Raw genomic sequence first — 14,504 nt, forward strand, 5'->3', positions numbered from 1 at the left:
CGTCAACTTCATGATCGACGGGGGTGAATGGGGGTGGGGTGGGTCAGTCGGCGCGGCGGGTGGCGGCGATGGCCAGGTCGACCAGGGCCTGCCGCGCCTCGGTGTCCAGGTCGACGGCGCTCAGCGCGGCCAGCGCGCCCTCGGTCAGCGCGGCGATCCGGTGCTCGGTGCGCGCCAACGCGCCGCTGGCCGTGATCAGCTCACGCAGCCGGGTCACCCCGGCGGCGTCCAGGTCCGGCGCGCCCAGCCCGGCCAGCAGCAGCTCCCGGCCGGCCGGGTCGAGCGTCTCCAGGGCCGCCGCCACCAGATAGGTCCGCTTGCCCTCGCGCAGGTCGTCGCCGGCCGGCTTGCCGGTGCGCTCCGGATCGCCGAACACCCCGAGCACGTCGTCCCGCAGTTGGAACGCCTCACCCAGCGGCAGCCCGTACGCCGAGTAGGCCGCGTGCACCTCGGTCGGCGCGCCGGCCAGCGCGGCGCCCAGCAGCAGCGGACGCTCGACGGTGTACTTCGCCGACTTGTAGCGGGCCACCTTGCCGGCCCGGTCGAGCGAGGTGTCGCCGGTGGCCTGGGTCAGCACGTCCAGGTACTGCCCGACGGTCACCTCGGTGCGCATCTCGTCGAAGACCGGCCGGGCCCGCGCCACCGTCGCCGGCGCCAGGCCGCCGGAGTGCAGCAGCTCGTCGGACCAGACCAGGCACAGGTCGCCCAGCAGGATCGCCGACGCGTCACCGAACGCGTCGGCGTCACCGCCCCAGCCCGCCGCGCGGTGTCGGGCGGCGAACCGCCGGTGCACGGCCGGCTCGCCCCGCCGGGTGTCCGAACGGTCCATCAGGTCGTCGTGGATCAGCGCGCTGGCCTGGACGAACTCCAACGCGGCCAGGGTGGCGACGACCTGGTCGGAGTCGATCCCGCCGGCCCCGCGGTAACCCCAGTAGCCGAAGGCCGGGCGCAGCCGCTTCCCGCCGCCCAGCACGAACGCCTCGATCGCCTCGGCGACCGGCAGCAGGCCGTCGTCGACGGCGGCCAACCAGGTGCGCTGGCCGGCGAGGAACTCGGTGAGCGCCTTGTCGATGCGCTGGCGCAGGCCGGCGCGGTCGACGGGGGAGACAGGAGCAGCGTGGGTCACGCCCCGACGCTAGTCGGTCCCCGCGGGACACGCCCCGCCGCCGCCCCGGCGCGCCGCGCCCGCGTGGGCCGGGGCCCGGCCGGGGTGGGCGCCGGCAGGTAGGGGCGGGCGTCCGTGAACAGCTCCGCACAGCGCCGGGAGGCCGGCTCGTCCGGGCGGTCGGCCAGCCCTCGGCGGAACTCGGTGAGCTGGCCGACCGCCCGTGGCGAACCGCAGCGGACCGCGTCGAGCAGCGCCGCGCCGGCCACCGCGCACGCCTCCGGCACCGCGTCGAGCCGCAGGTGCGCGCGGGCGAGCCAGGCGCCGTAGACGGCCGCCCGGCGGGGTCGGCCCCGACCGCCGGCCACCACCGGCGCCAGCAGCGCGACCGCGTCCGTCGGACGGCCCACCGCGACAAGCGTGCGGCCGGTCATCGCCGACAGCTCGGCCTCGTCGAGCCAGTAGAGCCAGGGCGGCTCCCGCCGCGGATCGGGGGCGCCGACCCGGCCCGCGCCGGCGAGCGCCTGCCCGGCGGCGCGGCCCCGCCCGGCCAGCGCCGCGGCGAGCGCGACCCGGTGCAGCAGCAGCGCCCGCAGCCCGGCGGAGGCGCCGTCGCGCCCGGCGGCGTATCCGATCCGGGCCAGCGTGAGCGCGCCGGCCGGGTCGCCGGCGCCGGCCAGCAGGTGACTCGCCGACCCGAGCACGTGCCCGGCCAGCGGCCGGTCCCCGGCGGCCAGCGCGGCCCGCAACGCCAGCCGGTAGGCGACCAGGCCGCCGGTGAGGTCGCCGGCGTCGGCGGCCAGCCACCCGGCCAACTGGGCCGACTCGGCCAGCTCCGGCAGCAGCCGGCGGCGGCCGGCCGGCCCGGCGAGCCGGTGGCCGCGGACCACGCGCCGCAGCCGTCGTGCGCCGTGCGCGGCCAGGTCACCGCCGCCGAGCAGGTCGTCCCACCGCCGCAGCACGGCCAGCCCGACCTCGCCGGGCCTGTCGTCCGACCCGGCGGCCGGGACGCGGTCGCCGACGGGCCCGGACGGTGGTGGCAGGCCGTCGGTCAGCGGCCCGGCCAGCGTGCCGCCGGTCGGGTCGGCCGCCCAGCGGTGCGCGAGGGTGAGCAGGGCCAGCCGGGCGCGGGACCCGGCCGCGTCGACCGCCGCGGGCGTCGCGCCGAGACGGCGGCTGCGCGCGGCGGCCCCGGTGAGCAGCTCACCCGGCACCCCGAGGACGGCGGCCAGCCAGGCGGACCAGAAGTCGCCGGGGAGCCGGAGCTGGCGTTCCCACCGGGACACCTCGTGCCGGGTGAGCGTGGGCACGCCGGAGGCGGCGCATAGCTCGGCGGCGACCCGCTGCTGGCTCCAGCCGCGGGCGGCCCGCAGCTCGGCCAGGAGCGGCCCCAGCAGGCCGGGACCGGACGGCGAGGACGGGATCATCGGGGACCTCCGGGGCGACGGCGCGGGTGGCGACGCGGACACCCGGTGCGTGCCGCACCGGCGCGTCGCCGTCGTGACGACCCCCGCGCGGGCCCCCGGGCCGGCCGTCGGCCGCCCACCGCGCTGACGTCAGTTCTACCCCCGGGGTACGACGTCGCGACCGGCCCCGCTCGCGGGCTGGGAAGCGTCTCGGCACACCGGGTCGATCCGGTTACAGTCGTCGGGTGGCGCTCGGTCTTCCCTCGGTCCTCCCCAATCCGCAGCCGGCGATCGGGGAGCTGGTCCGTGACGGCGGCCCCACCTTCTCGTTCGAGTTCTTCCCGCCCAAGACCCCCGCCGGCGAGAAGCTGCTCTGGCAGGCGATCCGCGAGCTGGAGCCGCTGCTCCCGTCGTTCGTCTCGATCACCTACGGCGCGGGCGGCTCGACTCGCGACACCACCGTCGCGGTGACCGAGCGGATCGCCACCGAGACCACCCTGCTGCCGATGGCGCACCTCACCGCGGTCAACCACTCGGTCGCCGAGCTGCGGCACGTGATCGGCCGGCTGGCCTCGGTCGGGGTCCGCAACGTGCTGGCCGTGCGGGGCGACCCGCCGGGCGACCCGGGCGGCGAGTGGGTCACCCACCCGCAGGGCGTCAGCTACGCCGAGGACCTGGTCCGGCTGGTCCGCGACAGCGGTGACTTCAGCGTCGGGGTGGCCGCCTTCCCGTACAAGCATCCGCGCTCGCCCGACGTGGCCAGCGACACCGCGCACTTCGTCCGCAAGTGCCGGGCCGGGGCCTCGTTCGCCATCACCCAGATGTTCTTCGACGCCGACGACTACCTGCGGCTGCGCGACCGGGTCGCCGCCGCCGGCTGCGACACCCCGATCCTGGCCGGGGTGATGCCGGTGACCCAGATCGGCACCATCGCGCGCTCGGTGCAGCTCTCCGGCGCGCCGTTCCCGCCCGCGCTGGCCGAACGGTTCGATCGGGTGGCCGACGACCCCGACGCGGTCCACCGGCTCGGCATCGAGCAGGCCGGCGAGATGTGCGCCAAGCTGCTGGACGAGGGCGTGCCGGGGATCCACTTCATCACCCTCAACCGCTCCACCGCGACCCGCGAGGTCTGGCAGCGGCTGCGGGCCGACGCGCGGGTGTGACCACCCGCCACGCGACACCCGGAGCGCCCTTCTACGGTTGAGCCCGTGGTGGGCACACAGCTGAACTGGGACCAGTACGCGACCGCGTGGGCGCGGCTGCACGGTGGGTTCGATCCCCGGAGCGCCGCGCCGGTGGTGCGCGCCTGGCTGCGCTTCGCCTACCACGTGGGCTTCGTGCTGGGCCGGCTACGGGTCGGCCCGACCGCGGTGACCGTGTTCGGGGTGTTGCTCTGCTTCTGCGTACCCCTGCTGGTGGGCCGGGCCGGCGACGGACCGTTCCTGGGCGCGTTGTTCGTGCTGCTGGCCGCCGTGGCGGACAGCGTCGACGGCGCGGTGGCGGTGGCCACCGGCCGCACCACCCGGCTGGGCTACGTCTACGACTCGGTCGCCGACCGGCTCGGCGAGGTGGCCTGGCTGCTCGCGTTCTGGCTGCTCGGCGCGCCCGGCGCGCTGGTCGCCGCGGCCGGCGGCCTGTCCTGGCTGCACGAGTACGTGCGGGCCCGGTCGGTCTCGGCCGGGATGCGGGAGATCGGCGCGGTGACCGTGGGGGAGCGGCCCACCCGGGTCTGCGTGGCGCTGGTCGGGCTGGTGGTCGCCGGGCTCACCGGGCTGATCGACGTCGACCTGCTCGCCGGCACCATCACCATGGCCACCACGGTGTGGGTGCTGCTCGCCGGCTTCGGCCTCGGTCAGTTGCTGTCCGCGGTGCGCCGCGCGCTCGTCGACGCCGGCTGACCGCCCGCACGAGGTGTGGGAAGGGGCCCCTTCTCTACCGGAGGCGTTAAGAAGGGGCCCCTCCTTTCACCAGGCCGGGCCGATGGCGTCGGCGACGATCTCCGCCGACAGGGTCACCATGGGGAGGCCGCCGCCCGGATGCGTGGAGCCGCCGACCAGCCACAGCCCGGCGACCGGGCCCCGGTTGGCCGGGCGCAGCAGGCCGCCCGCGGTGCCGTAGATCGCCCCGCCCGGCGCGCCGGTGGAGGCGTCCAGGTCGGCCGGCGTGCGGATCTCGGAGAAGACCAGCCGGTCCCGCACGTCCACCCCGCGCTCGGCCAGCACGTCCAGGATCCGGTCCGCGTACGCCTCCGCCAGCCCCGGCCGCCGCCAGTTCACCGCGTCCGCGGCGGTGCCGTGGCGGGGCGCGTTGACCAGCACGAACCACGCCTCGTGGCCGTCTGGCCGGGCCGCCGGGTCGTCGGCGGCGGTGACGAACACGGTCGGGTCGGGGGCCGGGCGGGCCCGCACGCCGCGACCGGGGTCGCCGAAGACGGCGTCGAACTCGGCGTCGTAGTCGCGGGGGAAGAACACCGTGTGGTGGGCCAGCCCGGTGTCGCCGCGCACGCCGAGCAGCAGCACGAAACCGGCCAGGCTGCGGTCGGTCAACGCGGCCAGCCGGCGCGGGTGCGGCAGCAGGTCCCGGTAGACGGTGAGCGCGTCGGTGTTGGCGACCACCACGTCGGCCGGGACGGGGACGGCCGACCCGGCGACACGGACCCCGTGCACCCGGCCGCCGGCGGCGTCGATCCGGGTGACCGCCGCGTCGGTGCGGACCACCACGCCGAGGTCCAGGCAGCGCGACAGCAGCGCGTCGGCGAGCGTGCCCAGCCCGCCGCGCAGGTACCAGCCGCCGTACGCCAGCTCGGCGTAGGGGACGGCGACCAGCGCGGCCGGCGCGCGGCGCGGGTCGGCGCCGGTGTAGGTGGCGTACCTGTCGAGCAACATCCGCAGCCGGTCGTCGGACAGGTGCGTGCGGCCCAGCCCGCGCAGCGTGCGGCCGGGGCCGATGGCGGCCAGGTCGCCCAGCCGCCAGGCCAGCGACGCCAGGTCGCGCGGCGAGTCCACGGCGCGGCGCAGGATGTCCCGGTGCGACGCCGTCCACACCCGCTCGGCGCGCCGCCACAGCTTCCGCCAGTCGGCCGCGGACCGGTCGCCGAACGCGGCGCCGATGCGGGCCGCGAACTCGTCCGGGTCGGCGCAGGAGTCCAGCGCGGGGCCGCCGCCGGGGAAGACGTGCCGCACGATCGGGTCCAGCGGGACCAGGTCGAGGTATTCGTCGAGCTTCGCGCCGGTGGCCTCGAACAGGTCGGCGAAGACCTGCGGCAGGGTGACCAGGCTCGGCCCGGTGTCGAAGCGCCACGTCCCCTCCGGGGTGTGGTGCGCCCACCGGCCCAGCTTGCCGCCGACCGTGCCGGCCCGTTCCAGGACGGTGACCTCGTGCCCGGTGACCGCCAGCCGGGCGGCGACGGCGAGACCGCCCACGCCGGCGCCGATGACCACGATGCGCGCCATGGGGTGCCCCTCCTAGGTGACCGGGCGACCCCGCCAGGTGAGCCGGCGTCGCTTCCGCAGATGGTACGACCGGACGGTCAACCAACCGAGGACCACGACCGACACGGGGTGCGCCAGCGCGTCGGGCCAGGCCCGCCCGCCGGTGGCCCGGGCGCTGACCACGCGGCCCGCGACCCCGGCCAGGTAGGCCAGCGCGGCGACCCCGGCCACCGCCGGCGCGCCGGCCGCCAGCGCGGCGACCGCCAGCAGCGGCGGCGCGGTGTAGAGCAGGAGCAGCAGCGTCAGCACGGCCGCCGCGCCGGCCGGGTGCCCGAACGAGGCCCACAGCGACTTGGTGTAGCCGTCGCGCAGTTGCGGCCAGTCGTCGTACATCCGGCAGGACGCCAGCCGGGAGCCGTCGGCGAGGGCGATCCGGCCGCCGGCCCGCTTCACCGCCCGGGCCAGCTCGATGTCCTCCAGCACCTTGTCGGCCACCGCCGCGTGCCCGCCGGCCCGCAGGTAGCCGGCCCGGTCCAGGACGAGGAACTGCCCGCCGGCCGCGGCCAGCGAGGGCCGCCGCGAGCGTTCCATCGCGCGCAGCGGCAGGAACGTCAGCCACAACCACTGCAGCAGCGGCTGCGCCAGCCGGTCGGCCGCCGTCCGCACCACGATCCGGGGGTACGGCGACAGCAGCGTCGCGCCCGCCGCGCGCAGCTCGGTCACCGCCGCCGCCACCGCGTACGGGGTGAGCACCACGTCGGCGTCGACGAACGCCAGCACGGTCGGCGCCGGGTCGGCGCGCGTGGCGAGCTGCCAGCACGCGTGCGGCTTGCCCAGCCAGCCGGGCGGCGGGGCGACGCCGGTGAGCAGCGTGACCCGGGGGTCGGCGCCGGCCACCGCGCGGACCACGTCGGCGGTGCCGTCGTCCGAGCCGTCGTCGAGCACCACGATCCGCAGGTCCGGCACGCCGCGTTGGGCGAGCAGCGCGCGCAGGCACGGGGTGACCCGGTCGGCCTCGTCGCGCAGCGGCAGCAGCACCGCCACCGCCTCGGCGGTCTCGACCGGCCCGGCGGTGGGGCGGCGCAGCCAGGCGACGGCGTTGACGAGCGTGTGCCCGGTGAGCGCGGCGACCGCCACCACCAGCGCGAGGGCGGCGGTCATGCCGGCGCGTCGACCCGGGGCGCGGGATCCGGCGCGACGGTCCGGTCCCGACGGCCCCGCCACAGCACCACCGCCAGCGGCACCGCGGCCACCGCCATGCCGACCGCGCCCCACACCGCGGAGGCGGGCAGCCGGAGGAAGACCGCGTGCGCCAGCACGCTTGAGGCGTACGTCCAGAGGTAGAGCGCGAACATCGGGCCGTCGCGGCGGTCGACCCGGTCGACGGCCGGCCCGGCGAGCGGGCGCAGCACGACGGCCAGCAGCACGGCGAAGCCCAGCCAGCCCAGGTAGTTGCTGACCGGGATGCCGGGCAGCCCGGGCAGCGCGGGGGTGGCGTCGCGCCAGGTCCAGTAGCCCTCGGCCACCATCTGCGGGTCGAGGAACAGGTCCCACGCGGCGAGCCCCACCGCCGCCAGCGCGACCCGGCCGGCCCGGGAGACGGTGAGCCGGACCGCGGTGAGCCACGCCGGCCAGGCCATCCAGGTCCAGGCCAGCGGGATGATCAGCGGCACACCGGCCAGCTTCGGGCCCAGCTCGCCCGAGTAGTCGTAGCTGCCGAACGGGAACCCGGTGGCCACGCCGATCGCCTCGACCGCGAACCCGCCGCCGGTCACCACCGCGACCAGCGCGGCCGCGACCCGGGCGCCTCGGGTGAGCAGCGCGTGGGCGACGGAGAGCAGCCAGCCGAGCACCACGGTGGCGACGGTCAGCCCGGCCCGGGTCGTGCCGCCGGTGAGCGGATAGCAGATCTGGACGAGGACCAGCACCGCCAGCAGCGCCCAGGGCAGCCGGACTCGGCTCATGCCTTCTCCGGGCCTGCGGCGGGCAGCGGCAGGTCCCGGCCGAGCACGCCGAACGGCCGCTCGTCGCCGGGGAAGTGGAAGTGGCGCAGCACGTCGACGAAGCCGAAGCGGCGGTAGAGCCGCCAGGCCCGCGACGTCCGCTCGTCGGCCTCCGGGGTGGACAGCAGCGTGGTGTCCCCCTCGGCCACGCCGAGCAGCGCGCGGAGCTGACGGGCGCCCACGCCGTGCCCCTGCGCGGGCGGGCGCACGTGCAGCTCGACCACCTCGAACGGGCGGGCCAGCCAGCGTTGCCGGGTCTTCGCGTCCAGCGCCCGGTGCACCTGGTCGTGCCACCACTGGCCGGTGGCGCCGAGGTAGCCGTACCCGAAACCGGCCAGGTGGCCCTCGGAGGTCAGGCTGGCGACGGCGCGGAAGCCGGGTCGCCGGACGTGGGTGGCGATGTAGCCACGCCGGGCCTCCAGCAGGTCGGCGCGGTAGCCCATCGCCTCGCCGTAGACGGCGACCACGTCGTCCAGCCGGCGGACCAGGTCGTCCGGCGTCCAGCGGACCAGCCTCATGCGTTCCCTCTCGCCGAGTCGGGGTCGCCGTCCGCGGCGACCCAGCCGAGCACCGTGCGGTCGCCGACCACGTCGCCCACCGCGAACCGCGCGAAGAGTTCCTCCGCGTACCAGCCCTCGGTGGGGGTGCGGGTGATCGCGGCGCGGTGCTCGGGGGAACGGTACGCGAACGCGACCAGGTCCGTCGGGTCACGCCACACGCTCACCGTGCCCTGCCAGCCCAGCGGCGCCTCGCCGACGCCGAATCGGGCGAGCAGCCCGGGCGCGGCGTGCAGCTCGGCGGCGACCGGTGGGACGGCCCGCCAGAACGTGGCCGCCCGGCGGGCCCGCAACCGGGCCCGGGTCAGCGCCAGCACCGGGCCGGTGACCCGCCCGCCGGTCGGCGCGCCGAACGGCTCCCGGCCGGACCACAGGCCCCGGCTGGTCAGCGGGCGCAGGTCCACCCGGACGGCGGCGTCGGCGACGCGGGCCCAGGAGCGGGCGATCGGGGAGGCGTCGAAGCCGGCCGCGGCGTCGGGGGAGTCCCACACCACAAGCGCGGCCCAGCGGGTCAGGTCGGCGTCGCCGGGGCCGAAGCCGGTGCCGGTCCCGGTGCCGAGCAGTTTGGCGAAGCGGACGCCGGGCAGCCGGCGCAGCCGTGCCGGGTGGGTCGCCATCCGGGCCAGCGCGCCGGGCACCGCCCGCCGGGGGACACGCCACACGTGCAGCGTGACGAGGTCGGGGTTCACGCCACCTCGGCCGGGTCGCCGCCGGTGATCCGCAGCAGTTCCGCGTACGTGGTGGGGAACACCGCCTGCGGCACGCCGCCGGCCGCCCACACCTCGTCGTACCCCTCGAGCGCGGTGTCGACCAGGGTGCGCAGCGGCCCGGGGTGGCCGAGCGGCGCGACCCCGCCGATCACCTGACCGGTGTGCCGCCTGACGAAGTCGGGGCTGGCCCGGCGCAGGTGGGCCACGCCCAGCGTGGCGGCCAGCCCGGCGGTGTCCACCCGGTGCGCGCCGGAGGTGAGCACCAGCAGCGGCGCGCCGTCGGCGTCGAAGACCAGCGAGTTGGCGATGGCGCCGACGTCGACGCCGAGCGCCGCGGCGGCCGCGGCGGCGGTGTGCACCGCCTCCGGCAGCAGGCGGACGGCGCTGGCGTCGCCGGAGAAGTCCCGCGCCCCGGCCGCGTCGAGCGCCCGCTGCACCGCCCGCACGTTCGGATGTGGCTCAGACTGCATGCCCCCCATTCTCCCCCCGCCGGCCGGACCACCCTCGCCGGGTGCGTCGATCATGAGGTTGGCGGTGTCGCCGCCCGGCGTGTCGGACCGCCAACCTCATGATCGACCGACGGTGGCGTGGCGGCGGCGCGGGAGTGGAGCAGGGTCTGGATGCCGTCGAGGATGCGGGTGAGGCCGAAGTCGAGGGTGGGGTCGGGGGTCGGGGAGGCGGGGTCCGTGGGGGAGCGGGGGGTGGCGGGGGCGGCCAGGGCGGCGGCGAGGGCCGGGAAGCGGGCCTCGCGGCCGTGCACCAGCGCGGCGAACGCCGCCTCCCGACCGGAGTCCGGTGGCAGGCCGGCCAGGTTGCGGGCGTGCCCCACCAGCAGCGTCGCCACGTCGAGCCGCTCGGTCGCGGTGAGCCCGGTCCCGGCGAGCGCGGCCACCACGCGGTCCACCCAGGACAGCTCGTTCGGGCCGGGCAGCCGGGCCCCGACGGCCGCCGCCTGCGCCCAGGGATGCCGGCGGAACCGCTCGACCAGCCGCCGGGTCCAGTCGTCGAGCCGCGCCCGCCAGTCCGCGTCGGCCCCGGCCGCCTCCCGGTCGGCGTCCGGGCCGGGTGGGGGTGGCTCGCCCAGCGCCTCGTCCAGCATCAGGGCGACCAGTTCGGCCCGGCCCGGCACATAGCGGTAGAGCGCCATCTTGGTGACGCCCAGCGACTCGGCGACCCGCTGCATGGTCAGCCCGTCGAGCCCGTCCGCGTCGGCGACGGCGATGCCGGCGCGGGCCACGGCGGCCGGGGAGAGCGTGGGGCGGGGCCCGCGCCGGGGGCCGGCGGGCGCGCCCCAGAGCAGCTCGAACAGCCGCTTCTTGTCGACCTCACCGGCCCGCACGGATCGCCCTCCCGCCTCCGGCGGCCCGGGTCCGCCGTCAGGGAGACGATACGGTGGCCCGCCCGGGCCAGCCCGGGGTGGCCCGGACCCGGCCGGCGGCGTCCACCAGCAGGGCCGCGTACCCGTCCAGGGTGGCCAACCAGTCCGGCGCGTCCGCGCCCCGGGCGACCGCCGCGGTCGCGTACACGTCGGCCCAGAGCAGGTCCGGGCCGACCACGGTGACCGACCGGAGGGCCTCGGCCGGGCGCCCGGCGCGCGGGTCGGTGATGTGCGCGCCGCGCCGCCCGGTGCCGGAGGTGGCGACCGCGCCGCCGGCCCGCTCGACGACGTCGAGCATCCGCTCGGGCCGGTCCGGGTCCTCGACGCCGACCCGCCAGGGCGGCCGGCCCGGCGCGACCCGCAGCAGCACGTCCCCGCCCGCGTTGAGGCACAGGTCGTGGTCGGCCAGGTCGGTCAGGTGCCGGGCGGCCCGTTCCACCGCCCAGCCCTTGACCAGGCCGGACGGGTCGTAGCCGGTGCCGCCCAGCGGCAGCGGCAGGCGGCGGGCGTCGAACCACCCGTCGGTCCGCGCGCGGGCCGTCTCGCAGAGCCCGGCCACCTCGCGCACCAGCGGGTCGGCGGTGGCCGCCGGACCGGGCGGCGCGCCCCGCAGCCGGCCCAGCACGCTCTCCGGCCGCCAGGTGCTGAACACCGCGTCGGCGGCGCGCAGTTCGGCGAAGACGCGCGCCACCCGCCGCTCGACCGCCGGGGTACGCACCCCCGGGCCACGCAGGTGCACGCTGACCGGCAGCCCCATCACCTGCTCCACCCAGGCGCGGCGGTCCGGCCCGCTCATCGCAGGTGCGCCGCGTCGATGGCGGACTGGAGCGACTCCCGGTAGCCGTCGCTGGTCACGGTGGCCCCGGAGACGCTGTCGATCCGCGCGCTCTGCGCCGCGAGGGCCTCCTGCCGCAGGATCGGCACCGCGTAGTCGTTGATCTCCTGATCCCGCCGGTTGCCGTCGGGCACCTGCACGGCGGTCACGTCGGTGATCTTGCCGGCGGCGACGGTGATCCGCACCTGCACCGGCCCCCACCGGGTCTGCGCCACCGACCCGGTGGCCGTGCCGCTGCCGCCGGTCGTGGAGCCGTCGCCACCGGTCGAGGAGCCGCCGCCGGTCGTGCCGCTGCCGCTCCCGGTCGAGGAGCCGGTGCCGCCGCCCGACGCGTCCGGGCCGCCGTCGGCGCCGCTCCACGTGCCGCCGCCGGGGTCGCTCCCGGTGGCGACCGCGCCGGTCTCCCCGCCCGCGCCCATGGTGCTGGTCCGGTAGCTGAACAGCAGCACCAGCGCGGCCACGGTGGACAGCAGCCAGATGGTGATCCGTCGCACGGATCCTCCCTTCGCGCCCGTCACCAGGCGAACAGTTCGTGATGGACGTGCGCGTCGGGCACCCCGGCCGCGCGGGTCGCGGCGCGGACGGCGTCGACCCAGCCGTCCGGACCGCAGAGGAAGACGTCGTGCCCGGCCACGTCCGGGGAGAGCCGGCGCAGCGCGTCGGCGTCGGCGAGCCCCTCGGCGTACGCGGGCAGCCAGGACGGCTGCGCCGCCCGGGGCCCGACCAGGTGGTGCACGACCAGCCCGCGTTCGGCGGCCAGCCGGTCCAGCTCGGCGGAGAAGGCCAGGTCCTCCGGGGTACGCGCGCGGTAGGCGAGCACCGCCTGCCCCGGCGCGTACGGCAGCTCCCAGAGCAGCGCCAGCAGCGGGGTGAGACCCACGCCGCAGGCCAGCATGGTGATCCCGCCGCCGCGCCAGTGCTGCCCGGTGAGCCGCCCGTACGGCCCCTCGATCAGCACCCGGGTGCCGGGGCGCAGGGCGGCCACCCGGGCGCTGTCGTCGCCCAGGTCCTTGACCGTGATCCGCATCAGGTCCCCGTGCGGCGGCGCGGACAGCGAGTACGGGTGCGCCCGCGACCAGCCGGGACCGTCGAGGAATCGCCAGAGCAGGAACTGCCCGGCCCGGACCGGCAGCGTGTGCAGGTGCCGCCCGCGCAGCCAGACCGAGGTGATCCCGGGCGCCTCGGGCACCACCGCGGCCACCTTGATCCGGTGCCGCAGCGAGCGCCAGGCCGGCAGGCCGAGCCGCCAGATCAGCACGCTGGCCAGTGCCAGCAGGTAGACCGTCCACCAGTAGGCGCGGGCGAGCGGCGAGGCGAGGAAGTCGGCGCCGGTCCAGAGCTGGTGCGGCAGCGCCAGCGCGACGCCCAGGTAGGCGTAGAGGTGCAGCAGGTGCCAGGACTCGTAGCGCAGCCGCCGCCGGGCCGCGCGGACCGAGGTCGCCACCACCAGCACCAGCAGCGCCAGCGCCGCGGTGGCGAGCAGCATCCCGGGGTACGTGACGACGAGGTCCCAGGTCTCGGCGAGCACGCCCTGCCGGGCGGCGCCGGCGTAGCCGAGGACGGTCAGCAGCACGTGCGCCAGGAGCAGGTGGAACGAGGTGAAGCCGGCGAGCCGGTGCCAGCGGGCGATCCGGTCCTGGCCGAAGCGGCGTTCCAGCAGCGGCACCCGGGCCATCAGCACCACCTGGATCAGCATCAGGTCGGCGCTGAGCAGGCCGGTGAGCCGGCCGAGCGAGGTGAGCCCGGTGGCCGCGCCGGCCAGCAGCTCCTGCACCCCCCGGTCGGCGGTCCACAGCGCGGTGACCACCAGCAGGCTGAGCGCGGCGAGGGTGCCGGCGACGTCGGCCCACCAGGCCGGGGCGGCCGGCGGGGTCGGGCGTACGACCCGCGGGTCGGCCACGGCGGCGCTCACCGGACGGTCTTCTCGGTACGGCGGACGTTCATGGGGTAACCGTCTGCCGGTGAGTTCCGGTTCTCCTTTGCCGAGGCTGTGCCCCGGCTGAGAATCCGTACCGCCCGCCTGCGCGTCCCCGGCGCGTCACACATTGCGTTTTCGTCGGTGGGGAGGTGTACTGTCAGGGTAGTTAGAACGAGTGTTCGATTAGATCGCGATCGGTTCCCCGCCGACCCGGTCGGGCGCACACCGTTCACCACGCTCCGGAAGCGGTGTTTCGCGGCACCGGCTTCCGGAAGGTGCGGCTCCGCGGGCCGCACCGGGCCTCGGACAGTCGCGAGTCCGAGCCCGTCAGGCAGGTCGTCGCCCGCCGCCCACGACCCCCGGGCGGCGGGCGACGGACCCGCCGGCACGCCGGCCGGGTGTGGGTGTGGGGAAGCGTCCACACCCGGCCGGCCGCCACCCTGAGGTGCGTCTTCCTCCGCACCGACCGCTCCGGGCGACCGGGCGACGGTTTCCCCGTCGCGCGACCGCCCGCCCCGGCCACTCGCGGAGGAGAGACCCATGTCGACCAGTCCGGCCCAGGCGCCCACGGTGCCCGCGCACGTGCTGCCGCACCGCACCCCCGCCCAGTTGCTCGTGGTGGCCCGCGACGGGTTGGCCGAGGCCGCCCACACCCGCCCCGACGGCCTCCGCTACGCCGCCGCCCACCTCGCGGCGCTGCGCGCCGCCGCCGCCGTGCTCGCCGCCCGGGCCCGCCCCGCGCCCACCCGCCGCAACCGGATCACCAGCGTCTGGGTGCTGCTCGCCACCGTCGCCCCCGAGCTGGACGAGTGGGCCGCCCTCTTCGCCGCCGGCGCCAGCAAGCGGGCCGCCGCCGAGGCCGGCATCCCCCGGGTGGTCACCGCCCGGGAGGCCGACGACCTGCTGCGCGCCGCCGAACAGTTCGTGACCGTGGTGGAGACCGCGCTCGGCCTGGCGCACCAACCGGCGTTCGACGGCCTGCACCGGCCGCTCCGGCCCGGCGGCTCCGACGCCGCGCCGCGCTCCGGTCCGGCCGTCGCGCGGCGCTCCGGGGCGGCCGCGGCCTGAGTCGTGGCGCCCGGCCGCCATCGGCGGGACCCGGGTGGCCGGGCGCCGCTCCCACCGCACCACACGATCCACAGCACCATCCACGGGCCGGGC

Annotated in this window: 15 protein-coding genes; 3 read left to right on the top strand and 12 right to left on the bottom strand. The window is 77.4% G+C overall.

The window, feature by feature from the left end; genetic code table 11:
* Positions 1 to 43: 43 nt before the first annotated feature.
* Positions 44 to 1,126 (bottom strand): polyprenyl synthetase family protein, encoded by a 1,083-nt coding sequence (locus tag ACIA5A_RS04135; protein WP_396756218.1) that lies wholly within the window; start codon positions 1,124 to 1,126, stop codon positions 44 to 46.
* Positions 1,123 to 2,532, bottom strand: coding sequence for a helix-turn-helix domain-containing protein (locus tag ACIA5A_RS04140; protein WP_396756220.1), 1,410 nt, complete (start codon positions 2,530 to 2,532; stop codon positions 1,123 to 1,125). Before ACIA5A_RS04140 ends, ACIA5A_RS04135 begins: the two co-directional genes overlap by 4 nt.
* A gap of 224 nt (positions 2,533 to 2,756) precedes the next feature.
* Here ACIA5A_RS04140 and metF point away from each other — a divergent pair, with 224 nt between their 5' ends.
* Both metF and ACIA5A_RS04150 read left to right on the top strand, forming a co-directional pair.
* Positions 2,757 to 3,674 (top strand): methylenetetrahydrofolate reductase [NAD(P)H], encoded by a 918-nt coding sequence (metF, locus tag ACIA5A_RS04145; protein WP_396756222.1) that lies wholly within the window; start codon positions 2,757 to 2,759, stop codon positions 3,672 to 3,674.
* 45 nt (positions 3,675 to 3,719) lie between these two features.
* The gene (locus tag ACIA5A_RS04150; RefSeq protein WP_396756224.1) at positions 3,720 to 4,409 is read left to right on the top strand and encodes a CDP-alcohol phosphatidyltransferase family protein; all 690 of its coding nucleotides are present in this window, start codon (positions 3,720 to 3,722) and stop codon (positions 4,407 to 4,409) included.
* Positions 4,410 to 4,475: 66 nt separating this feature from the next.
* On the opposite strand, the gene ACIA5A_RS04155 is transcribed toward ACIA5A_RS04150, so the two are convergent.
* Genes ACIA5A_RS04155 through ACIA5A_RS04200 form a run of 10 tightly spaced genes read right to left on the bottom strand, consistent with a single transcriptional unit; the run spans position 4,476 to position 13,337 of the window.
* Positions 4,476 to 5,963 (bottom strand): phytoene desaturase family protein, encoded by a 1,488-nt coding sequence (locus tag ACIA5A_RS04155; protein WP_396756226.1) that lies wholly within the window; start codon positions 5,961 to 5,963, stop codon positions 4,476 to 4,478.
* Between the two features lie 12 nt (positions 5,964 to 5,975).
* Positions 5,976 to 7,103, bottom strand: coding sequence for a glycosyltransferase (locus tag ACIA5A_RS04160; protein ID WP_396756228.1), 1,128 nt, complete (start codon positions 7,101 to 7,103; stop codon positions 5,976 to 5,978).
* Entirely contained in the window at positions 7,100 to 7,906 is an 807-nt protein-coding gene (locus ACIA5A_RS04165; protein WP_396756230.1) for a carotenoid biosynthesis protein, read from the bottom strand. Before ACIA5A_RS04165 ends, ACIA5A_RS04160 begins: the two co-directional genes overlap by 4 nt.
* Positions 7,903 to 8,463 carry a GNAT family N-acetyltransferase gene (locus ACIA5A_RS04170; protein WP_396756232.1) on the bottom strand — a complete coding sequence of 187 codons (561 nt, stop codon included), beginning with the start codon at positions 8,461 to 8,463 and terminating at the stop codon, positions 7,903 to 7,905. Before ACIA5A_RS04170 ends, ACIA5A_RS04165 begins: the two co-directional genes overlap by 4 nt.
* A complete protein-coding gene (locus ACIA5A_RS04175) occupies positions 8,460 to 9,191 on the bottom strand; it encodes a monooxygenase (protein ID WP_396756234.1) in 732 nt (243 codons plus the stop codon). Before ACIA5A_RS04175 ends, ACIA5A_RS04170 begins: the two co-directional genes overlap by 4 nt.
* A complete protein-coding gene (locus ACIA5A_RS04180; protein ID WP_396756236.1) occupies positions 9,188 to 9,682 on the bottom strand; it encodes a YbaK/EbsC family protein in 495 nt (164 codons plus the stop codon). Before ACIA5A_RS04180 ends, ACIA5A_RS04175 begins: the two co-directional genes overlap by 4 nt.
* A gap of 50 nt (positions 9,683 to 9,732) precedes the next feature.
* Positions 9,733 to 10,551, bottom strand: coding sequence for a TetR/AcrR family transcriptional regulator (locus ACIA5A_RS04185; RefSeq protein ID WP_396756238.1), 819 nt, complete (start codon positions 10,549 to 10,551; stop codon positions 9,733 to 9,735).
* Between the two features lie 37 nt (positions 10,552 to 10,588).
* Positions 10,589 to 11,386 carry an FAD:protein FMN transferase gene (locus ACIA5A_RS04190; RefSeq protein WP_396756240.1) on the bottom strand — a complete coding sequence of 266 codons (798 nt, stop codon included), beginning with the start codon at positions 11,384 to 11,386 and terminating at the stop codon, positions 10,589 to 10,591.
* Positions 11,383 to 11,919 (bottom strand): FMN-binding protein, encoded by a 537-nt coding sequence (locus ACIA5A_RS04195; RefSeq protein WP_396756242.1) that lies wholly within the window; start codon positions 11,917 to 11,919, stop codon positions 11,383 to 11,385. The genes ACIA5A_RS04190 and ACIA5A_RS04195 overlap by 4 nt, the downstream gene beginning before the upstream one ends.
* Before the next feature lie 20 nt (positions 11,920 to 11,939).
* A complete protein-coding gene (locus tag ACIA5A_RS04200; protein ID WP_396756244.1) occupies positions 11,940 to 13,337 on the bottom strand; it encodes a ferric reductase-like transmembrane domain-containing protein in 1,398 nt (465 codons plus the stop codon).
* A 546-nt stretch (positions 13,338 to 13,883) separates the two neighbouring features.
* Here ACIA5A_RS04200 and ACIA5A_RS04205 point away from each other — a divergent pair.
* Positions 13,884 to 14,411, top strand: a complete 528-nt coding sequence (locus tag ACIA5A_RS04205) for an SAV_6107 family HEPN domain-containing protein (protein WP_396756246.1) — start codon at positions 13,884 to 13,886, stop codon at positions 14,409 to 14,411.
* Positions 14,412 to 14,504: the final 93 nt, after the last annotated feature.

It is taken from the genome of Micromonospora sp. NPDC051300, from assembly GCF_044455315.1.
GTDB classification, from domain to species: Bacteria; Actinomycetota; Actinomycetes; order Mycobacteriales; family Micromonosporaceae; genus Micromonospora; species Micromonospora robiginosa.